This window comes from Lachnospira hominis (ex Liu et al. 2021) (assembly GCF_014287955.1).
In the GTDB taxonomy this organism is placed as follows: domain Bacteria; phylum Bacillota; class Clostridia; order Lachnospirales; family Lachnospiraceae; genus Lachnospira; species Lachnospira hominis.
This window is the reverse complement of the sequence record NZ_JACOPD010000009.1, coordinates 43,322-64,868: the sequence shown is the minus strand read 5'-3', so window position 1 is coordinate 64,868 and position 21,547 is coordinate 43,322. Positions and strand designations below refer to the sequence as shown.

Genomic DNA, 21,547 nt, shown 5'->3' with positions numbered 1-21,547 from the left:
TATAACCTTAATGGTTTTCTCATAGCTGAAATCTATTATATTTCATTTTGAAATATTTTTCAACTATATTTTTATATTAACTATATAAAGCTTGATTACTTGCTTCTTGAAGCAATAACTTTATCCTGAACTGACTTAGGAGCCTGTTCATATTTATCGAAGAACATAGAGTAGTTACCACGACCCTGTGTCTTAGAACGAAGGTCTGTAGCATAACCAAACATCTCTGAAAGTGGAACGAATGCTTTAATCATCTTACCACCACTGATATCTTCCATACCTTCGATACGTCCTCTACGTGAGTTGATATCACCGATTACATCACCCATGTATTCTTCCGGCATTGTAACTTCAACCTTCATGATAGGCTCAAGAAGGGCTGGAGCTGCCTTAGCCATAGCATCCTTGAATGCCATAGAACCAGCGATATGGAATGCCATTTCTGAAGAATCGACTTCATGGTATGAACCATCGTAGATATCTGCTCTAAGTCCGAGAACTGGGAATCCAGCTAAGATACCTGAATTAGCAGCTTCTCTGATACCATCAGCAACTGAAGGGATATATTCCTTAGGAATAGCACCACCAACTACTGAAGACTCGCAGAAGAGTACTGGAGGTTCGTTAATTAATACTGTATTCTTAGTCTCAACATCAAACTTATCAACGTTAGCTTCAAGTGGTGAGAAACGTACTTTACAGTGACCATACTGACCACGACCACCTGACTGCTTAGCATACTTACTATCAACATCAACTGCCTTAGTAAAGCATTCTCTGTAAGCAACCTGAGGTGCACCTACGTTAGCCTCTACCTTAAACTCACGAAGAAGTCTGTCAACGATGATATCAAGGTGAAGCTCACCCATACCAGCGATGATTGTCTGACCTGTCTCCTGATCTGTATGAGCACGGAATGTAGGATCTTCTTCAGCAAGCTTTGCTAAAGCTTCACCCATCTTACCCTGGTCATTCTTTGTCTTAGGTTCGATAGCAAGCTCGATAACTGGCTCTGGGAACTCCATAGACTCTAAGATAACTGGATGTGCTTCATCACAGATAGTATCACCTGTTACTGTAACTTTAAGACCTACTGCAGCAGCAATATCTCCTGAGTAAACCTTTTCAATTTCTTTTCTCTGGTTGGCATGCATCTGAAGGATACGGCCAACTCTTTCTTTCTTATTCTTATTAGAGTTAAGTACATATGAACCTGCGTTTAATGTACCTGAATAAACTCTGAAGAATGCTAACTTACCAACGAATGGGTCTGTCATAATCTTGAATGCAAGAGCTGAGAATGGCTCTTCATCTGAAGACTTTCTTGTAACTTCGTTACCGTCCTCGTCAACACCTGTGATATCTGGGATATCTGTAGGAGCTGGCATATATTCGATAACTGCATCAAGAAGTTTCTGAACACCCTTATTCTTGTAAGCTGTACCGCAAAGACAAGGAATAGCTGTACCTTCAATTGTACCTTTTCTTAAAGCAGCCTTTAACTCTGGAATTGTAAGTTCCTCATCATTAAAGAACTTCTCCATAAGGTCTTCATCAAGTTCAGCACACTGCTCTACGAGCTTGTCATGATATTCCTGAGCCTGATCCTGTAAATCTGCAGGAATCTCGCCTACCTGAATATCATCACCCTTATCTCCGTTGAAAATGTATGCTTTCATCTCGAATAAGTCGATGATTCCCTGGAAATCATCTTCTTTTCCGATAGGAATCTGTACAAGAACTGGATTCTTTCCAAGTTTTGTAATAAGCTGATTGCATGATCCAAAGAAATCTGCACCCATCTTATCCATCTTGTTCATGAAAGCCATACGTGGAACATTATACTTATCAGCCTGACGCCATACGTTCTCTGACTGTGGTTCAACGCCGTTCTGGGCATCGAATACACCTACAGCACCATCAAGTACTCTAAGAGAACGCTCAACTTCTACAGTGAAGTCAACGTGACCCGGAGTATCGATAATGTTAATACGATATTCTGGCTGTGTCTTATCTGGCTTACCTTCTTTTTCAGGTGTCCAGTGACATGTTGTAGCAGCTGAAGTGATTGTAATACCTCTTTCCTGCTCCTGGGCCATCCAGTCCATAGTAGCAGTACCTTCATGAGTATCACCAATCTTGTGGTTTACACCAGTATAATAAAGGATACGCTCTGTTAATGTTGTCTTACCAGCATCAATATGAGCCATAATACCAATATTTCTGGTTCTCTCCAATGGATATTCTCTTCCAGCCATCGGTAATTCCTCCTATTATTATTAGAATCTGTAATGAGCAAAAGCCTTGTTTGCTTCTGCCATCTTGTGCATATCTTCTTTCTTCTTTACAGAAGCTCCTGTATTATTAGCAGCATCAAGAATCTCGTTAGCGAGTCTTTCTTCCATAGTCTTCTCGCCTCTTGCACGAGAGTATGAAGTCATCCAACGAAGAGCTAAAGCCTGTCTTCTATCTGGCTTTACTTCGATAGGTACCTGATATGTGGCACCACCGATACGTCTAGCCTTTACTTCGAGAACTGGCATGATGTTGTTCATAGCCTCTTCAAATACTTCAATAGCAGGTCTTTCAGTCTTAGCTGCGACTCTGTCAAATGCTCCGTATACAATCTTCTGTGCTACTCCTCTCTTACCATCAAGCATAATGTTGTTGATAAGCTTAGTAACCACTTTATTATTGTAAATAGGATCTGCTAATACATCTCTTTTCTGAGTATGTCCTTTACGTGGCACGGTTCTTCCCTCCTTAACATAGTGTTGCCAAAAATAGTCATTATAATAACAAATATTGCCATTATAAAGCTATTTTGCAGCTTTTCATTAATTCATCGGTACTCACAAATATTTTATGTGTTCGTGCTTAAGTATATATTAAACCTGCAACCTTCGGATTAATCTAACTCCGGCACTAAATTTAAATATTAATGTGAATAAATCTGTGCTTTTACAAAGCAAATTATAGGATTCTAATTACTTAGCGTCCTTAGGTCTCTTAGCACCGTACTTAGAACGGGCCTGTCTTCTCTTAGCTACACCTGCAGTATCAAGTGTACCTCTGATGATGTGATATCTTGTACCTGGTAAATCCTTTACTCTACCACCTCTGATAAGAACAACGCTATGTTCCTGAAGATTGTGGCCTTCACCTGGAATATAAGATGTAACTTCGATACCATTTGAAAGACGAACTCTGGCAATCTTTCTAAGAGCTGAGTTAGGCTTCTTTGGTGTTGCAGTCTTAACAGCTGTACATACACCTCTCTTCTGTGGTGCAGATACGTCTGTAGCCTTCTTCTGAAGAGAGTTATAACCCTTCTGAAGAGCTGGTGCTGTAGACTTCTTAACAGCAGATTTTCTTCCCTGTCTTACTAACTGGTTAAATGTAGGCATTCCTTTTTCACCTCCCGGAATTAGAATAATTGTTGGTTGCATATTCAGTATAGTCTGAATAAAAAATGCTAATCTGACACACAAAAAAACAGCATGTCACATTCGCACGCTTTATTATTATATAATCTGATATGATAAGTGTCAAGCATTTTTTAATATTTTATATAGGCAGACTAACAAACAGCCGGACACTTATCATGCCCGGCTGCCAATGTCATTATTTATTATTCTTCTGTCTCTGTAACAGTTTCTTCTGTGATATTGATTTCTTCGTTGTCATCTGTATCAACTGCGGCTGCATTTTCAAGCTCTTCTTCCTGCTCATCTAATGCTTCCTGCTCCTCATCATATACAAGACCTGTATCAAGTTTGATATCCTGATATCTCTTCATTCCTGTACCGGCAGGGATAAGTTTACCGATGATAACATTTTCCTTGAGACCGATAAGTGGGTCAACCTTGCCATTAATAGCGGCATCAGTAAGAACCTTTGTTGTCTCCTGGAATGAGGCTGCTGACATGAATGAATTAGTTGCAAGCGATGCCTTAGTAATACCAAGAATAATTGGTGTTCCTGTTGCTGGCTGCTTACCTTCTTCTTCAAGTCTTTCATTAACCTCTGTAAATTCGATTGTATCAACCTGTGAACCAGGAAGGAAATCTGAATCTCCTGCTGATTCAATAACAATCTTCTTCAACATCTGGCGTACAATAAGTTCGATATGTTTATCGTTGATTTCAACACCCTGAATACGGTAAACTTTCTGAACTTCACGAATCATGTAATCCTGAACTGCACGTACACCAAGAATTCTTACTATATCATGAGGATTTTCAGAACCTTCTGTAATTTCCTCACCCTTTGCAACAATCTGGCCTTCTGTAACTTTTACTCTTGTATCTCTTGATACTGGATAAGCTTTTGAATTGCCTTCGTCATCTGTGATAACAATATCTGTCTTCTTATCAGTCTTTGCAAAACTTACAACACCACCGAACTCTGCAAGTACAGCAAGTGTCTTTGGCTTTCTTGCCTCGAAAAGTTCTTCTACTCTAGGAAGACCCTGTGTAATATTATCACCGGCAACACCACCAGTATGGAAAGTTCTCATAGTAAGCTGTGTACCAGGCTCACCGATTGACTGTGCTGCAATAATACCAACAGCTTCACCAACCTGTACTGTCTGACCTGTTGCCATGTTAGAACCATAGCACTTAGCACATACACCGATATGTGAACGGCATGTAAGAATTGTTCTTATCTTAACATGTTCAACACCTGTCTTAATGATTTCTTCTGCACGCTTAGATGTTACAAGGTGGTTAGCACCAAGTATAAGCTCACCTGTCTTTGGATCAACAATATCTTCTGCAAGGAAACGTCCTGTAATTCTTTCCTGAAGTGATTCAAGAACATCAGCCTTTGCATCGCTGTCTGCTGTTGCTTTCTCATTTACAAACTCATAAACGTACATACCAGGTATTGCTCTGCCTACGCTGCAATCATTTTCACGAATAACGAGATCCTGTGAAACGTCAACAAGACGTCGTGTAAGGTAACCTGAATCGGCTGTACGAAGGGCTGTATCTGAAAGACCTTTACGGGCACCATGAGCTGAAATAAAGTATTCCAGAACATCAAGACCTTCACGGAAGTTTGACTTGATTGGAAGTTCGATAGTGTTACCTGATGTATCTGCCATCAAACCACGCATACCTGCAAGCTGTTTAATCTGCTGGTTAGAACCACGGGCACCAGAATCGGCCATCATGAAGATGTTGTTATACTTATCAAGACCGGCAAGAAGAGCATCCTTAAGACGTTCATCAGTTTCCTGCCATACCTTGATTACATTCTTATGACGTTCTTCGTCAGTAGAACGACCTCTGTAATAGTTCTGTGTAATCTGTTCAACTTTCTTTTCTGCATTGGCAATAAGTTCTTTCTTAATAGGTGGCACTGTCATCTCTGAAATAGAAACTGTCATTGCTGCTCTTGTAGAATACTTATAACCTGTTGCTTTAATATCATCAAGAACTTCTGCTGTTGTAGTAGTTCCGTGTGTGTTAATTACATGCTGTAAAATATCCTTTAACTGCTTCTTACCTACATGGAAATCAACTTCAAGAACAAGTGCGTTTTCAGGCTTTGTTCTGTCAACATAACCTAAATCCTGTGGAAGAATTTCATTGAAGATAAATCTTCCGAGTGTTGATTCAACGTTACCTGAAACCTTCTCGCCATTGATTTCTCTTGTTACATGAACCATAATCTTTGAATGAAGTGTAATTACTCCATTTTCATATGCAAGAATAGCCTCGCTTATATCCTTAAAATACTTACCTTCACCTTTAGCACCCGGTCTTTCCTGTGTAAGGTAATAAATACCAAGTACCATATCCTGTGAAGGAACGGCAACCGGACCACCATCAGATGGCTTTAAAAGGTTATTTGGTGATAAAAGCATAAAACGACACTCTGCCTGTGCTTCAACTGACAATGGAAGATGCACGGCCATCTGGTCACCATCGAAATCGGCGTTGAACGCTGTACAAACCAATGGATGAAGCTTAATAGCCTTACCTTCTACAAGGATTGGCTCAAATGCCTGAATACCAAGTCTGTGAAGTGTAGGAGCACGGTTAAGCATAACCGGATGTTCTTTAATTACATCCTCAAGTACATCCCAAACATCATTTTCAAGATGTTCTACGCTCTTCTTAGCCTTCTTGATATTTTCTGCAAGACCGCGTCTTACAAGCTCTCTCATAACAAATGGCTTGAAAAGCTCGATTGCCATTTCCTTTGGAAGACCACACTGGTAAATCTTGAGTTCAGGTCCTACTACGATAACTGAACGTCCTGAATAGTCAACTCGCTTACCGAGAAGGTTCTGACGGAAACGTCCCTGCTTACCTTTAAGCAGGTCAGAAAGTGACTTTAATGCTCTGTTACCAGGTCCTGTTACAGGACGACCATTTCTTCTGCCGTTATCAATAAGGGCATCTACAGCCTCCTGAAGCATTCTCTTTTCGTTTCTTACAATAATCTCCGGTGCACCAAGTTCCATAAGACGTGCAAGACGATTATTTCTGTTGATAATTCTTCTATATAAATCATTAAGGTCGGATGTAGCAAATCTACCACCATCAAGCTGTACCATAGGTCTTAAATCCGGTGGAATTACAGGTACTTCTGTAAGAATCATCCACTCAGGCTTTGTTCCGGCATTGATAAATGCCTCCATAACCTCAATACGCTTAATAAGTCTTGCTGCCTTCTGAGATGTTGTATTACTTAATTCTTCTTTAAGTTTTGCTGCCTCTTCTTCAAGATTAACATTCTTTAAAAGTTCAAGAATTGCTTCAGCACCCATACCGACACGGAATGTATTTCCGTACTGGTCGTAAAGTTCTCTGTATTCCTGCTCTGTAAGAATCTTCTTGAACGGAATATCTGTTGTTCCTGGATCAAGCACAATATAAGCTGCAAAATACAGTACCTTTTCAAGGTTCTTAGGACCGATATCAAGAATTAAATCCATACGGCTTGGAATTCCCTTGAAATACCAGATATGTGAAACAGGAGCTGCAAGGTGAATATGTCCCATACGGTCTCTACGCACACTTGCCTTTGTTACTTCAACGCCACACTTATCGCAGACAATACCTTTATCTTTGATTTTCTTATATTTACCGCAGTGACATTCCCAGTCCTTACTAGGTCCAAAAATTCTTTCACAGAATAAACCGTCACGTTCCGGTTTTAAAGTTCTGTAGTTGATAGTCTCCGGCTTGGTAACCTCGCCGTGAGACCATTCTAAGATATTTTCTGGAGAAGCAAGTTTTATCTGAATCTTATCAAACTTCATAGAATTGTTTGATGGCTGCTTGTTTGATTCTTCTGTCATTTTCGTGCTCCCTTCTAAAATTAATACTGCTCTGAATTACCGTCGCCATAATCCTCATCAGCATCGAAAAGTTCATCGATATCATCATCGCTCTCTTCGTACTGAGCTTCACCATTATCATCGACAGTCTGAGTCATATATCCTGAACTCTTGAGTTCGTTCTCATCATCTTTGCTGTTTCTGTGGTATCCACCGTCATCAAGAACTTTCTTGAAATCTGTAACTTCATAATCTGCACTCTCAAGAAGTTTAACTTCGTTATTGTCATGGTCAAGTACACGAACATCAAGTGCAAGAGACTGAAGTTCTTTCAGAAGCACCTTGAATGATTCAGGAATACCTGGCTCAGGGATATTTTCACCCTTAATGATTGCTTCATATGTCTTAACACGTCCTACGACGTCATCAGACTTAACTGTAAGAATTTCCTGAAGTGTATATGAAGCACCATAAGCCTCGAGGGCCCAAACCTCCATCTCACCGAAACGCTGTCCACCGAACTGTGCTTTACCACCAAGTGGCTGCTGTGTAACAAGTGAGTAAGGACCAGTTGAACGTGCATGAATCTTATCATCAACAAGGTGATGGAGTTTGAGATAATGCATGAATCCGATTGTTACCGGATTATCAAAATATTCACCTGTACGTCCGTCACGAAGTCTTACTTTACCATCACGTCCAATCTGAACACCTTTCCATTCAGCTCTGTGAGCCTTATTCTTATCAAGGTAATCAAATACTTCAGGAACGAGCTGGCTCTTATATTTAGCTGCAAACTCATCCCATTCAAGGTTAGCATAATCATTAGCAAGATCAAGTGTATCCATGATATCATTCTCGTCTGCACCGTCGAATACAGGTGTCGAAATATTAAATCCGAGAACCTTTGCCGCAAGGCTTAAATGAATCTCAAGGACCTGACCAATGTTCATACGAGAAGGCACACCAAGTGGATTAAGGACGATATCCAAAGGACGTCCATTTGGAAGGAATGGCATATCTTCAACAGGAAGTACTCTTGAAACGACACCCTTGTTACCATGACGGCCGGCCATCTTATCACCAACTGAAATCTTTCTCTTCTGAGCTATATAAATACGAACTGACTTGTTAACACCTGGTGCTAACTCATCGCCATTTTCTCTTGTAAATGTCTTAACAGCAACTACGATACCGTATTCACCATGAGGTACTTTGAGTGATGTATCTCTTACTTCTCTTGCCTTTTCACCGAAAATAGCACGAAGAAGTCTCTCTTCTGCTGTAAGTTCTGTCTCTCCCTTAGGAGTAACTTTACCTACAAGTACATCACCGGCACGAACTTCTGCACCGATACGGATAATACCATCTTCATCAAGATCCTTAATTGCATCATTAGCAACTGAAGGAATATCTCTTGTGATTTCTTCTGGTCCGAGCTTAGTATCTCTTGCTTCTGTCTCATATTCTTCAATATGGATAGATGTATATACATCATCTCTTACAAGTCTTTCACTGAGAAGTACAGCATCCTCGTAGTTGTAACCTTCCCATGTCATGAAACCGATTAACGGATTCTTACCAAGTGCAATTTCACCATTAGAAGTTGAAGGACCATCTGCAATAACATCGCCCTTTACAACTCTGTCTCCCTTAAATACGATAGGACGCTGGTTGTAACAGTTGCTCTGGTTGCTTCGTGCAAACTTAGTAAGCTTGTATTCACGAACTTTGCCATCATCTTCTTTTACTGTAATCTTATTAGATTCTGCTGAAATAACTTCACCATCAGCTTCCGCAACAACACATACACCAGAGTCAATTGCTGCCTTATTTTCAATACCAGTTCCGATTACAGGAGCTTCTGTAGTAAGAAGTGGTACGGCCTGACGCTGCATGTTTGAACCCATGAGGGCACGGTTGGCATCATCATTCTGAAGGAACGGAATCATTGATGTAGCAACTGAGAATACCATCTTAGGCGAAACATCCATCAAATCAATAAGACTCTTATCAAATGCTGAAGTTTCTTCTCTGTAACGTCCTGAAACTGTGTTATTAACGAAATAACCATTTTCATCAATCTCAGCATTAGCCTGTGCTACATGGTAATCATCTTCCTCATCAGCTGTAAAGTAACGCACTTCATCTGTAACTCTAGGATTCTTAGGGTCAGACTTGTCTACAATACGGTAAGGTGCTTCTACAAAGCCATACTCATTGATTCTTGCATAAGAAGCAAGTGAGTTGATAAGACCGATGTTAGGTCCTTCAGGTGTCTCAATCGGACACATTCTTCCGTAATGTGTGTAATGTACATCTCGAACCTCGAAACCTGCACGGTCTCTTGAAAGACCACCAGGACCGAGTGCTGAAAGTCTTCTCTTGTGAGTAAGCTCACCGAGAGGGTTATTCTGATCCATGAACTGTGACAGCTGTGAACTTCCGAAGAATTCCTTAATAGCTGCTGTTACAGGCTTGATATTAATAAGTGACTGAGGTGAAACACCACTTAAATCCTGTGTTGACATTCTCTCACGAACTACACGTTCCATTCTTGAGATACCAATTCTGAACTGATTCTGTAAAAGTTCACCTACAGCACGAATACGTCTGTTTCCAAGGTGATCAATATCATCCTTTGAACCAACGCCATACTCAAGATGCATATTGTAGTTAATTGAAGCTAAAATATCTTCAACTGTGATATGTTTAGGAATTAAATCGCCGATATTCTTTGAAATTGCTTCCTTAATATCTTCAATATCACTGTTTTCAGCTAAAATCTGGCTTAATACAGGATAAAATACATATTCATTAACGCCGAGTTCTTTTGCTTCTTCATCGCTGATATCAACCCATTTTGTAATATCAACTGCCATATTAGAAAGGATCTTAACACGCTTATTTGTAATAGTGCCATCATTACCCTTAACTTCTACTGACAAAAATACTGCCGGAACAGCTGCATCCTGAATCATCTGTGCAGATTCTCTGTCAAGCTTGTCACCGGCTTTAGCAATAACCTTGCCATCTACAACAACATCATCTGCAAGAATCTGTCCTGCTATTCTATATTTAAATGAAAGCTTTTTATTAAACTTATATCTTCCGACCTTTGCAAGATCATATCTTCTTGGGTCAAAGAACATTCCTGAAATAAGTGACTCTGCACTATCAACTGATAATGGTTCACCAGGTCTTAATTTCTTATAGAGTTCAAGAATACCCTCCTGATAATTAGTAGTAGTATCTTTCTCCATAGTAGCAAGGAGCTTAGGCTCTTCGCCAAATATATCAATAATCTCAGCATTTGTGCCAAAGCCAAGTGCTCTGATTAATACTGTGATAGGGACTTTCTTATTTCTGTCAACCTTTACATAGAACACATCATTAGCATCTGTCTCATATTCAAGCCATGCACCACGGTTTGGAATAACCTGACTGCTGTAAAGGAAAATCTTACCATACTTATCTTTCTGTATATCATAATAAATACCAGGTGAACGAACTAACTGGCTTACAATTACTCTCTCTGCACCATTAATTACGAATGTACCAGTCTTTGTCATAATAGGAAGATCGCCCATGAAAATCTCATGTTCGCTAATGTCTTCACTTTCCTTGTTGTGGAGTCTGACTCTGACTTTAAGAGGTGCCGCATATGTAGCATCTCTTTCCTTACACTCTTCAATAGAATACTTGACTTCATCTTCACATAATGTGAAATCTACAAATTCCAGACTAAGTCTACCATTATAGTCTGCAATTGGAGAGATGTCATCAAAAACTTCTTTTAAACCTTCATCCAAAAACCACTGGTAAGAATCTTTCTGCACCTCAATGAGGTTAGGCATTTCAAGGACTTCTTTTTGTCTTGAATAGCTCATTCTAAAACTTTTACCCGACTTCACTGGACGTATTCTGTTTTTCTCCATTGACATTTTCACCCCTTGTGCTTATTTTTCCTAATTTTTTCACATTATAAGTATGCAGGCTAAGACTAAGCACAACATACCACAATAGTGCATTGTCCATAATACCATAACATGGTATTACTGTCAACAATATTTCAATAATTTTTTATAAGTTTTTAAGCAGCAGATATGCTGTATATACGCTTCATTTTAGTAAAAAGGAAAAAGCCCCGGAAAATGCAAGCATTTCCCGGAGCTTCCGCCTCTATACATGCACTGCAATATGCAGTTATTAATCCAATATGGTTATAATTACTTAAGAGTAACCTTAGCACCTTCAGCTTCAAGCTTCTTCTGGATTTCTTCAGCTTCTTCCTTAGAAGCACCTTCTTTAACAACCTTAGGAGCACCATCAACTACTTCCTTAGCTTCCTTTAAGCCAAGTCCTGTAATCTCACGAACAACCTTGATAACCTTAACTTTGTTTGCACCAGCTTCTGTAAGCTCTACGTCAAACTCTGTCTTCTCCTCAGCTGCTGCTGCACCAGCACCTGCTGCTGCAACTACAACGCCTGCTGCTGCAGAAACGCCGAATTCTTCTTCACATGCCTTAACTAAATCGTTAAGCTCTAATACTGATAAACCCTTAATAACTTCAATGATTTCCTGTGTAGTCATTGTAATAATCTCCTTTTTTTTAATTCTGTTTTTTGGTTTCAATGAACCTTAATTTAATATGTCCGCAATCAATTAAGCAACTTCTTCGTTCTTTTCAGCGATCTGCTTAATAACACGAGCAAAGTTTGTAATAGGTGACTGCATGCTTCCAAGTAACTTTGAAAGAAGTTCGTCTCTTGAAGGAATGCTTGCGATTGCATTGATTCCTGCAGCATCATAGTATGTGCCTTCAACAACACCACACTTTAATTCAAGTGCATCTGCAGTCTTAGCGAAGTTGCTAAGAATTCTTGCAGGAGCTGTTGCATCTGTTGCACAGATAGCGATTGCATTAGGTCCGTCAAGCTGTTCTGTCATTCCTTCGAACTGTGTACCAGCAATTGCTCTCTTAACTAAAGTATTCTTATAAACCTTGTATACGACACCTGCTTCTCTTAACTGCTTACGAAGCTGTGTATCCTGCTCTACAGTTAAGCCGCGATAGTTTACTAATACAACGCCTGCTGCGTCATTTAAGTATCCTGAAATCTCGTCTACGATTGGCTGTTTAAGTTCTACCTTTGCCATGAATAATTACCTCCTGTTAGATTTTTAAAGTATGCACAAAGCACACTTTTCTGCCCAAAAGGAATTAGTAAAATCTAAAAGTCCTTCCATCTTTTGCAAGACAGAAGGACTGATTAAACATAATCAACACATCTAAAATGTGTATACATCCTCGGCAGGCGTATTACCTTTAACCCTTACGGGACCATGCTGTCTTAGGCAAAATATTTATTATATAACAGCTTATGCTGTCACATACGTATGATAGTATACTATCAAATATATCGGTTGTCAATCATTTTTTAGCCAACATACTTAGAAGGGTTAACCTTAGCACTAGGACCCATTGTAGATGAAAGAGCGATGCTCTTTAAATACTGACCTTTAAGTGATGATGGTTTAGCCTTAACGATTGCACCCATAATAGCCTGGAAGTTGTCCGCTAACTGGTCTTCAGTGAATGAAGCCTTACCAATTGGCACGTGAATGATGTTAGTCTTATCAAGTCTGTACTCAATCTTACCAGCCTTGATATCATTAACAGCTTTTGTTACATCCATAGTAACTGTACCAGCCTTAGGGTTTGGCATTAAGCCCTTAGGTCCGAGTACACGTCCAAGACGACCTACAACGCCCATCATATCAGGTGTAGCAACTACAACATCGAACTCAAACCAGTTTTCGTTCTGAATCTTTGGAATAAGTTCTTCTCCGCCTACGAAATCTGCACCAGCTGCTTCAGCTTCATCAGCCTTAGCACCCTTAGCAAATACAAGAACTCTTACTTTCTTACCAGTTCCGTGTGGAAGAACAACTGCTCCTCTGATCTGCTGTTCAGCATGACGTCCGTCACAACCTGTTCTGATATGTGCTTCAATAGTTTCGTCAAACTTAGCAACTGCACTCTGCTTAACTAACGCAATAGCGTCTGTTGCTTCGTATAATGTCTGGCGGTCAATTTTCTTGGCTGCCTCAACGTATTTCTTTCCTCTTTTCATTATAAAAAAACCTCCTAGTGGTATTATCGGAAGGGTTTGACTTTCCTCCCACGTTTTACGATTACAAAGAGTTATATCCAACTCTTAACTATACATATGAAATATTACCGGATTCCCGGCAAATGTAGCATTGCAGAATTAGTCTTCTACAACGATACCCATACTCTTAGCAGTTCCTTCAATCATAGAAGTTGCAGCTTCGATTGATGCAGCATTTAAATCAGGCATCTTGAGTTCAGCAATCTTCTGAACTTCTGCTCTCTTAATTGTAGCAACCTTTGTCTTGTTAGGAACACCTGAACCTGACTTAATGTTGCAAGCTTTCTTAAGAAGAACTGCAGCAGGAGGAGTCTTTGTAATGAAACTAAAACTTCTATCTGCATATACTGTAATAACAACAGGGATGATTAAATCACCCTGATCAGCTGTCTTAGCGTTAAACTGCTTTGTAAATTCTACGATATTTACACCGTGCTGTCCGAGTGCAGGACCAACCGGTGGAGCTGGTGTTGCCTTACCAGCAGGAATCTGTAATTTGATATAACCTGTTACTTTCTTTGCCATTTTAGGCACCTCCTAAATAAAAATGTGGTAATTGGCGACACTTGCCAATATAAACAAAGTGTCTCCCACGTCCGCGTTATGCGAACCTTCTTACATCAGTTTTACATCTGTAAAACCAATCTCGACCGGAGTTTCACGGCCGAACATCTCAACATTAATTGTAAGACACTGCTTACCTTCATTAATGCCTGTGATTTCCCCAACAGTATCTTCCCAGGCACCTGTAAGAATCATAACCTGGTCGCCGACTTTACCGTCAAACTTAACTACAGGTTTGTTCTCGTTTTCACTGCCTGGCAGTGCAATACCAAGTGCTTTAATCTCTGTAGGGGTCAGTGGTACTGGTTTAGATCCGGGACCAACAAATCCCGTAACTCCTCTTGTGTTACGAACTACATACCAGCTGTCATCATTCATAACCATGTTGATTAAAACATAGCCAGGAAACATTTTTTTCTGAGCAGACTTTTTTGAGCCGTTCTTAACTTCAACAACAGTCTCAAGCGGTACAACCACTTCAAGAATCTGGTCTTCAAGATTTCTGTTTACCACAGTCTTCTCAATGTCTACCTTGACTTTATTCTCGTAACCGGAATAAGTATGCACTACATACCATTTTGCTTCGTCCATTTAATCACCTTTTCCTTACTTTACTAAGAATTCAATACCAATACGTGCGATAAAATCCACAATTGCTATTATTACACCTAATAATACGGATGCAGCTACAACAGCAACTGTCTCTTTTGTAAGGGACTTACGGTCAGGCCAGATGATTTTTTTAAACTCTGCTTTAAGACCTTTGAACCAGTTTTTCTTCTGTTTTGTCTCTTTAACAGTTTCACCCATTGTCTCTACCTCACTGTGCTGGTTTACTTTGTTTCCTTGTGTAATGTGTGTGACTTACAGAACTTGCAATACTTCTTTGTTTCCATTCTGTCAGGATGTGTTTTCTTATCCTTTGTCATGTTGTAATTACGCTGTTTACATTCTGTACATGCCAATGTTATCTTAACGCGCACAACTTCCACCTCCAATTTTTTCTAGTTTTTTTGCAGGTGTATTAAATACACCAATTGGCTTTTTTTAGGCATAAAAAAAAGACCGCTTCCATAGCCAGTCTAATATAGCACAGTATTCAAGAGTGCGTCAACACTTTTTTTATGTTTTCTCATCCTGCTTCATATAAAATACATCATATTATCCCAAAAATCAAGTAAATAATAAAAATTTACTATTAAGTTTTTGTTGCCCTGTCCCGATTAATACTATATAATATATTAAAGAATTTTTTGGAAAACGGATTTTCCATAATCTCATATATATATATTATTATTAGCAGACAAGGAGGTGACTGTTGATGATTAGCAGTGCATACAGCTATTATATTTCCCAATATGGCTGGAAATCTAATTCTAAATATGATACCCATACAAAAAACCAGTTAAAGAATTCATATGGCAGAGTTTTAAAAACCAACAGTCAGACACCTACATATAAGGTTGATTTCTCCGTTGCCGCACAAAAATATGCCATAGATTTAAAAGAGCATGCAAGACAGCTTTGTTATATTGCAAAAGATTTATCAGATGATAAAAGTGGCGAGATGACATTCAAAAAATCGGCATCTTCAAGCAACCCGGAAGCTGTTTCGGCTGAATTTATAGGAGATTCATCATCTGATTGTGAACCGCTTGAAATAAGTGTCAGCCAGCTTGCAACCCATCAGGTAAACACCGGAAATTTTTTGCAGCCTAACCAGAAGCTTTTAAAGCCGGGAACATATTCTTTTGATTTAAATATCAATAACCTTACATATGAATTTGAATTTAACGTATCAGAAGATGAAAATAATGATGATGTTGAAAATAAAATTGCACGTCTCATTAATCGTTCCAACATCGGCCTTAATTGCGAAGTAAAGACTGACAGCCTTGAGAACAAGGGACTTGTAATAACATCTGATGCAACAGGAATATCAGGTATTCATTCGACTATTTTCAGCATAAAATCCGATAACAGTGAGCTTATAAATACTCTCGGCATGGACCGGGTAAGCAGCTATCCTTATAATGCAATTTTTTCTGTGAATGGCAGCGAGCAGTATTCACCTTCCAATGAATTTATGCTCAACAAAACATTTTCCGTCAAATTAAAACAGACAACCGACGAACCTGTAACACTCAGTCTCAGCACTGACGACAATTCCATTGCAGACAGCATTGACGAGTTAATATCAGGTTACAATGGTCTTGTCAATGTCACAGAAAGCGACAATAATAAAATTTTTGAGGGAAATGACCGATTAAAGCTGGAATTTTCAAGAATAGCATCGAAATACAGAACCACTTTAAATAATAATGGCTTAAAAGTCGAAGATGACGGCTCTGTCAGTGTTGACAGACAGACTGTGATAGAATCTGCACACAATGGCACAATTGATAATATTTTTAATGAGCTTAATAACTTCAAAGCAGCCCTTATGAAAAAAGCAGAGGATATCTCAACCAATCCTATGAATTATGTAAACAACAAAATCGTTGCATACAAAAATCCAAAATATGCTTTTAACGACCCATATAATCTTTCTGCTTACAGCGGAATGATGTTTAATGATTATTGTTAGTATATGAACTCTTTATGAAGAGTTTTTGAAATTCCACACAAGAAATAAGTGGCTGTCATGCGATAGCCACCTATTTTTATATCGTCTCTTTTACAAAATCAACGACTTCCATATTCTTTTTAATTATATTTTCATCATGCTGCATATCAGACAAAGTCATCCAATAATAATGTCTTTTATTAACAATAAAATCATCATTTTTTTCATTTTCCGGAAATTCACTAATCCTGACTTCATAAAGGCGATGATTATATATCCTATTCTCATTATGACTAACAGAATATTTTTCCTGAATTCTTGATGTCACATAACTACATTTAATGTCAGCCTTATCAACTCCCAAATCAGCTGAAACATTATCAACTATAACATCTTCATTATTTCTATCTTGTGTTTTATAATTCAAAAAAAGTTTACAATCCCATTTTTCATCATAATAAAGCAAATATCTTTCTTTTATTCCACTAAAAGAATCTTTTATGACTATAAGTGAGTGATTATGCTGTATCATATCAAGCCCTTCAATTTTTTCAAACAAAACTTTGTGATTGTATTTATTTTTTATCATATTAAAAATATCCCAAACTGTTTTAATAAAGTAAACCACTCCTATAATACAGAAAACTGTTTTCAGCACTATACCTGATATTCCCAGCAAATCACTATAATTTGCTGTAAATACTGACAACAAAAATGATATTGCCGCTATCATCGTATCAATTCCAACATTATTACCAATATACTCTCTATCTTTCTCAAGTAGTAATTCCAAATCTTTTCTATCTATCAATAATCTCATAAAACATCCTTTGGGGCTTTTCTATAATATTATCACAAACAATAAAACATTTCAAATACTTTATTACTTATATTTTATTTTTGTGATATAACTTTCCCAGCCTGTGCAGAAAATGTATCAACAAAAGCTTTAAGTCCTTTAAGAGCCTCAACTCTCGCAGCATCATCATTAGCATTATTGGCTGCATTAAGTGCTAAAACGCTCTTATTTACCTCTTCTTTGTTAATTACTACACTGTCTTTATTGATAAGATCTTTTGTTCCATTATACACTTCAACAATCCAGTTAAGCCCGTTCAATGTGCTCTTCATATATTCATCCGTATCCGGCTGTCTGTGACCGTTAAGCTCTTCCATAAGATTATTTAATGCATTGCTTATCTTTGCACAGTATGGAACTGCCACCTCAAGTGCTTCTATCTGCTGTGTACGTAAATCTTCCATGATTATAACTCTCCTTTATTCTTCTTAAAATATAACAAATAACTGTCATATTGTATCTACATGAATGTTATATCGGCAAAAAGAGAAAAATCTTAAGCTTCATCTATCACTTTCTCAAGAGCCTCTTCATCAACACTGCCATCATCCTTTCTTGGCAGTTTCATATCAAGAAGAACAACCTTTTGTATTTCCCATCTGTAGCCTTTCTTATCATTATACTTGTCTATCTTACGCTTAAATCTGTCAACTTTTTCACTTTTGTCGATAGCAGATATTACCGCAATCAGCTTCTCATCATAAAACATTATATAGCTTTCTGCAATTCCATTAATTGATTCTATTTCTCTGTTTATGACATTTCTGCATATTTTTTCACCTGTAGGAAGACTGATAATTGCCGGATTTCTCTTTGTAATAACAAGTCTTCCACTGCTGTTAATTCTTCCATAATCTCCAGTATGAAGATAACCGCCTTTTAACTTTCTTTCTGTCTGTACCTCATCATTATAATATCCCTTCATGACACATCCGCCACTTAGAAGAATTTCACCATCATCAGAAAGTTTAAGCGTATTATCCGCAAACGGCTCATATGAACCATCCTCATCATAATTAATTGCAATACAGCCTGTACTTTCAGATGTTCCATATACAGAACTTACATTAATATCTCTGTCTCTGAGGCATTCATACAGATGATACGGACATGGTGCACCACCTATTATTATATTTTTCAAATTGTCATTGAATCCTTTTATCTTCTTCAGATACTCAGCCATTGATGGATTGGCCGGAAGAATAGTTGCATCATAATAGTATGTGTCAGCATCTATATGCCTCAGTCCTCTTCCGACACATATACATGCACCACAGCTTAGCGGCCATATAAGGCAGTATAACAATCCAAATATTTTACTTAATTCAATCTGTGCCAGAACCCTATCATCTTCAGTGCAGTTGCAATGGGCATTTATATAACTAATGGCACTCATTATATTATCTAAAGTAAGAACAACCGCTTTGTCACACTCGTTTTCACCTGCCGTAAATAATAAAATATTTCCTTCTTTTACATCATCCGCATTATATGTCAGTCCATCAACATTATCATTTTCAGCACCATTAATAATTATTCCATTGGCGTCTGATAAAATATACTGGTTTGTAGAACAAAGCACATAATCCGCATCTATTTTCTCAATCATTTTAAATCTGATATCATGCGGAATAAAAAAATCGACAAGTGCCGCATCTTTTCCGGCAAGAACCGTTCCGAACAGATTAACAATCCATCTGTATGAAGCCGGTCCGTAAATGGCAATTCTATTACCGTCAAAATGCTGCAAATGAAGTGCTTTTTTTACCGAATCATCAAATAATTTTCTATAGCTGACTTCAAATGTATCATATAAAACAGCTGTTTTATCATTATATTTATCTGCAAGGCTTTCAAGAAGCTTATAAAAAGATTTATATTGTGCCATCTTTGTACCCCTTTCTCTTTATATGCACATTTTTTGCACGTTAAAAATTCGCTGTGTATATTAATTACATTAACAATTAATCACATTAATAAGTGATTTTATTATACCCCACATCACTGTAATTTTGCAAACATATAAGAGATACTATTTTCTGATGCATGTGTTTATGCTACATTTCCTCCGCAATAATGCAATCAGGAAGCTCCTGCACCGATGCAAGCACAAGTGTCCTTAATGAAGGATTCGTAATCTTTAGCTGAAATGTTGCAAAATATGTTCCACTTGAACTGTCTTTTGTAATCTCCAAGTCCAATATCTGATACCCGCTCTTTTTAGCGTAAAATATAAGCTCCCTTATAAAAACTTTTGAATTATATTCAACATAAAAATTCATATATTTATTGTATTTAAGAAAATTCTTATCAACAATAGAAAAAACTCTGAGACTAACGACAATAAGAATCCCGGCAAATATTGCACCATAATAAAAACCCGAACCAACCGAAATTCCAACTGCTGCACAGCACCACAGACCTGCCGCCGTAGTGAGTCCCTTTACCTGATGCTCTTTTGTCACAAGTATAGTTCCGGCACCCAAGAATCCAATTCCGCTTACAATCTGTGCTGGAATTCTTGCCGGGTCGGCAGACGGATAAATCGTACATATATATTCGTTAGTTACTGCTGCAAGAGCCGAACCCAGACAGACAAGCGTATACGTACGAAGTCCTGCCGGTCTTTGCTTCCGTTCCCTCTCAATACCAAGAAGTGCACCAAGAATCAATGCCAGAATAAGACGCACAAATACCGACACGCCATTAAATTCATTTAAAAAATCTATATTCTCCAAAATCACAATATCACCACCTTCACATCAACTCGTGGGTTGCCCCGCCACTTATGTTCTGCTAAAATATATATACAGAATAACTTATATTTTGCAATAATACAATGAATGGATGATACAATTTATGAAAATATTTTTCTATAAATACGGAAGCATATGCGAGCCTGACATATCTGATTCTTTCAGACGGCTTGGATTTGAAGTCATAGACGAAGACATGGAAATATACAATAAAAATCTGCTGCCATCACAATGTGTCGAAACAGTATCAAAAAAGCTTATAGACGGTCAGTTTACATTTGTCTTCACAATAAACTTTTTCCCATGGCTGTCGGACTTATGCGAAATAATGCATTTAAAATACATTTCACTTATCGTTGACAGTCCTGTTCTTGAACTCTACTCTTATTCGCTAAAAAATGACTGCAACCGCATATTTTTATTTGACAGGTGTCTTTACAACGAATTTGAGCCTTTCAACCAAGGACATATATTCCACGTTCCGCTTGCTGCAGACGTCAACAGAATACAAAATGTTATTAAAAATGCATCTACATCCGAAAAAGCAAAGTTTGCAAGCGATATTTCATTTATCGGCTCCACTTATCAGGAAAAATGTCCTTTCAACCGGTCAGAATTAAATGATGCCGACCGTGGCTTTACTGATGGTATTATTGAAGCACAGCTTAAAGTATATGGTTACAATTTTATCGAAGAACTGATTACTGAAGATTTTGCCACAAGATTTCTTGAAGCAACACCCGGTTCATACCGTTTTCCTGAAAGCTACAGGCAGAAAAACCGTGCACTTGTTGCACAGCAGTATATAAGTGTAAAAGTCGCCGAACAGGAACGCCTTCGTGCTTTACGCATGTTATCCGACAACTTTAATGTAGACATCTACACCGGAAGCGACACTTCATCCATGCCGCATATACATAACCGCGGTTTTGCAAAATCTCTCACAGAAATGCCAATAATCTTTAACCAGAGTAAAATCAATCTTAATATAACAGCAAAATCAATCCGTTCGGGACTTTCTTTAAGGATTTTCGACGTTCTTGCCGCAGGAGGATTTCTGATTACCAATTATCAGACAGAACTTCCCGAATTTTTTGAAATCGGAAAAGACCTCGTTGCATATGACAGCTTCGACAGCCTGAAAGAGCTTTGCAGCTATTACCTTGCACACGATAATGAACGTGAGGAAATCGCCCGCCACGGATTTGAGACCGTAGCACGTCTTCACACATATGACACAAGAATATTGCAAATGCTTGATATGGCATTTCCGGGATAAAGATGAAGCAGTAAAGCCATGCAGAAACAGTAACAACCATAAACACAA

The 21,547-nt window shown here is 38.3% G+C and carries 18 protein-coding genes and 1 other annotated feature; of the genes, 2 read left to right on the top strand and 16 right to left on the bottom strand.

What is annotated here, in order from left to right; genetic code table 11:
• Positions 1–95: 95 nt before the first annotated feature.
• From fusA to rpmG, 12 genes are all read right to left on the bottom strand, one after another.
• Positions 96–2,258, bottom strand: coding sequence for an elongation factor G (fusA, locus tag H8S01_RS11835; protein WP_186837301.1), 2,163 nt, complete (start codon positions 2,256–2,258; stop codon positions 96–98).
• Positions 2,259–2,279: 21 nt separating this feature from the next.
• Positions 2,280–2,750, bottom strand: coding sequence for a 30S ribosomal protein S7 (gene rpsG / locus H8S01_RS11830; protein WP_186837300.1), 471 nt, complete (start codon positions 2,748–2,750; stop codon positions 2,280–2,282).
• A gap of 237 nt (positions 2,751–2,987) precedes the next feature.
• Positions 2,988–3,407 carry a 30S ribosomal protein S12 gene (gene rpsL, locus H8S01_RS11825; RefSeq protein WP_021865637.1) on the bottom strand — a complete coding sequence of 140 codons (420 nt, stop codon included), beginning with the start codon at positions 3,405–3,407 and terminating at the stop codon, positions 2,988–2,990.
• A 224-nt stretch (positions 3,408–3,631) separates the two neighbouring features.
• Complete coding sequence (gene rpoC, locus H8S01_RS11820) at positions 3,632–7,318, bottom strand: DNA-directed RNA polymerase subunit beta' (protein ID WP_186837299.1); 3,687 nt, start codon at positions 7,316–7,318, stop codon at positions 3,632–3,634.
• Positions 7,319–7,338: 20 nt separating this feature from the next.
• Positions 7,339–11,235 (bottom strand): DNA-directed RNA polymerase subunit beta, encoded by a 3,897-nt coding sequence (locus H8S01_RS11815; protein WP_186837298.1) that lies wholly within the window; start codon positions 11,233–11,235, stop codon positions 7,339–7,341.
• 291 nt (positions 11,236–11,526) lie between these two features.
• Complete coding sequence (gene rplL / locus H8S01_RS11810) at positions 11,527–11,892, bottom strand: 50S ribosomal protein L7/L12 (RefSeq protein WP_186837297.1); 366 nt, start codon at positions 11,890–11,892, stop codon at positions 11,527–11,529.
• Between the two features lie 72 nt (positions 11,893–11,964).
• Positions 11,965–12,459: a 50S ribosomal protein L10 gene (gene rplJ / locus H8S01_RS11805; RefSeq protein ID WP_021865579.1), complete on the bottom strand. Its 495-nt coding sequence runs from the start codon at positions 12,457–12,459 to the stop codon at positions 11,965–11,967.
• Positions 12,460–12,525: 66 nt separating this feature from the next.
• Positions 12,526–12,676: a sequence feature (ribosomal protein L10 leader region), on the bottom strand.
• A 64-nt stretch (positions 12,677–12,740) separates the two neighbouring features.
• On the bottom strand, positions 12,741–13,436 hold the full coding sequence (rplA, locus tag H8S01_RS11800; protein ID WP_186837296.1) for a 50S ribosomal protein L1: 696 nt from the start codon (positions 13,434–13,436) through the stop codon (positions 12,741–12,743).
• A 138-nt stretch (positions 13,437–13,574) separates the two neighbouring features.
• Complete coding sequence (gene rplK, locus H8S01_RS11795) at positions 13,575–14,000, bottom strand: 50S ribosomal protein L11 (RefSeq protein WP_021865796.1); 426 nt, start codon at positions 13,998–14,000, stop codon at positions 13,575–13,577.
• A gap of 90 nt (positions 14,001–14,090) precedes the next feature.
• Complete coding sequence (nusG, locus tag H8S01_RS11790) at positions 14,091–14,630, bottom strand: transcription termination/antitermination protein NusG (RefSeq protein ID WP_021865797.1); 540 nt, start codon at positions 14,628–14,630, stop codon at positions 14,091–14,093.
• Positions 14,631–14,645: 15 nt separating this feature from the next.
• Complete coding sequence (gene secE / locus H8S01_RS11785; protein ID WP_021865798.1) at positions 14,646–14,849, bottom strand: preprotein translocase subunit SecE; 204 nt, start codon at positions 14,847–14,849, stop codon at positions 14,646–14,648.
• A gap of 23 nt (positions 14,850–14,872) precedes the next feature.
• Positions 14,873–15,022 carry a 50S ribosomal protein L33 gene (rpmG, locus tag H8S01_RS11780; protein ID WP_022262710.1) on the bottom strand — a complete coding sequence of 50 codons (150 nt, stop codon included), beginning with the start codon at positions 15,020–15,022 and terminating at the stop codon, positions 14,873–14,875.
• Positions 15,023–15,360: 338 nt separating this feature from the next.
• Between rpmG and H8S01_RS11775 the strand changes: the two genes are divergently transcribed.
• Complete coding sequence (locus H8S01_RS11775) at positions 15,361–16,626, top strand: hypothetical protein (RefSeq protein ID WP_186837295.1); 1,266 nt, start codon at positions 15,361–15,363, stop codon at positions 16,624–16,626.
• A 76-nt stretch (positions 16,627–16,702) separates the two neighbouring features.
• On the opposite strand, the gene H8S01_RS11770 is transcribed toward H8S01_RS11775, so the two are convergent.
• The 4 genes from H8S01_RS11770 to H8S01_RS11755 all read right to left on the bottom strand — a co-directional run bounded on the left by H8S01_RS11770 (position 16,703) and on the right by H8S01_RS11755 (position 20,208).
• Complete coding sequence (locus H8S01_RS11770) at positions 16,703–17,425, bottom strand: hypothetical protein (protein WP_021865800.1); 723 nt, start codon at positions 17,423–17,425, stop codon at positions 16,703–16,705.
• Positions 17,426–17,499: 74 nt separating this feature from the next.
• The gene (locus H8S01_RS11765; protein WP_186837294.1) at positions 17,500–17,868 is read right to left on the bottom strand and encodes a molecular chaperone; all 369 of its coding nucleotides are present in this window, start codon (positions 17,866–17,868) and stop codon (positions 17,500–17,502) included.
• A gap of 92 nt (positions 17,869–17,960) precedes the next feature.
• Positions 17,961–19,352, bottom strand: coding sequence for an AMP-binding protein (locus tag H8S01_RS11760; protein ID WP_186837293.1), 1,392 nt, complete (start codon positions 19,350–19,352; stop codon positions 17,961–17,963).
• 169 nt (positions 19,353–19,521) lie between these two features.
• Complete coding sequence (locus tag H8S01_RS11755) at positions 19,522–20,208, bottom strand: MgtC/SapB family protein (RefSeq protein WP_186837292.1); 687 nt, start codon at positions 20,206–20,208, stop codon at positions 19,522–19,524.
• 115 nt (positions 20,209–20,323) lie between these two features.
• Here H8S01_RS11755 and H8S01_RS11750 point away from each other — a divergent pair, with 115 nt between their 5' ends.
• Entirely contained in the window at positions 20,324–21,499 is a 1,176-nt protein-coding gene (locus H8S01_RS11750) for a CgeB family protein (protein ID WP_186837291.1), read from the top strand.
• Positions 21,500–21,547: the final 48 nt, after the last annotated feature.

Excerpts from the sequence above, each read along its gene's own strand:
- rplK (WP_021865796.1), bottom strand. The coding sequence starts at position 14,000 with ATGGCAAAGAAAGTAACAGGTTATATCAAATTACAGATTCCTGCTGGT.
- nusG (WP_021865797.1), bottom strand. The coding sequence starts at position 14,630 with ATGGACGAAGCAAAATGGTATGTAGTGCATACTTATTCCGGTTACGAG.
- H8S01_RS11750 (WP_186837291.1), top strand. The coding sequence starts at position 20,324 with ATGAAAATATTTTTCTATAAATACGGAAGCATATGCGAGCCTGACATA.
- rplL (WP_186837297.1), bottom strand. The coding sequence starts at position 11,892 with ATGACTACACAGGAAATCATTGAAGTTATTAAGGGTTTATCAGTATTA.
- H8S01_RS11815 (WP_186837298.1), bottom strand. The coding sequence starts at position 11,235 with ATGGAGAAAAACAGAATACGTCCAGTGAAGTCGGGTAAAAGTTTTAGA.
- rpoC (WP_186837299.1), bottom strand. The coding sequence starts at position 7,318 with ATGACAGAAGAATCAAACAAGCAGCCATCAAACAATTCTATGAAGTTT.
- rplJ (WP_021865579.1), bottom strand. The coding sequence starts at position 12,459 with ATGGCAAAGGTAGAACTTAAACAGCCAATCGTAGACGAGATTTCAGGA.
- H8S01_RS11765 (WP_186837294.1), bottom strand. The coding sequence starts at position 17,868 with ATGGAAGATTTACGTACACAGCAGATAGAAGCACTTGAGGTGGCAGTT.
- secE (WP_021865798.1), bottom strand. The coding sequence starts at position 14,849 with ATGGGTGAAACTGTTAAAGAGACAAAACAGAAGAAAAACTGGTTCAAA.
- rpsL (WP_021865637.1), bottom strand. The coding sequence starts at position 3,407 with ATGCCTACATTTAACCAGTTAGTAAGACAGGGAAGAAAATCTGCTGTT.
- H8S01_RS11775 (WP_186837295.1), top strand. The coding sequence starts at position 15,361 with ATGATTAGCAGTGCATACAGCTATTATATTTCCCAATATGGCTGGAAA.
- H8S01_RS11770 (WP_021865800.1), bottom strand. The coding sequence starts at position 17,425 with ATGAGATTATTGATAGATAGAAAAGATTTGGAATTACTACTTGAGAAA.
- rplA (WP_186837296.1), bottom strand. The coding sequence starts at position 13,436 with ATGAAAAGAGGAAAGAAATACGTTGAGGCAGCCAAGAAAATTGACCGC.
- H8S01_RS11760 (WP_186837293.1), bottom strand. The coding sequence starts at position 19,352 with ATGGCACAATATAAATCTTTTTATAAGCTTCTTGAAAGCCTTGCAGAT.
- fusA (WP_186837301.1), bottom strand. The coding sequence starts at position 2,258 with ATGGCTGGAAGAGAATATCCATTGGAGAGAACCAGAAATATTGGTATT.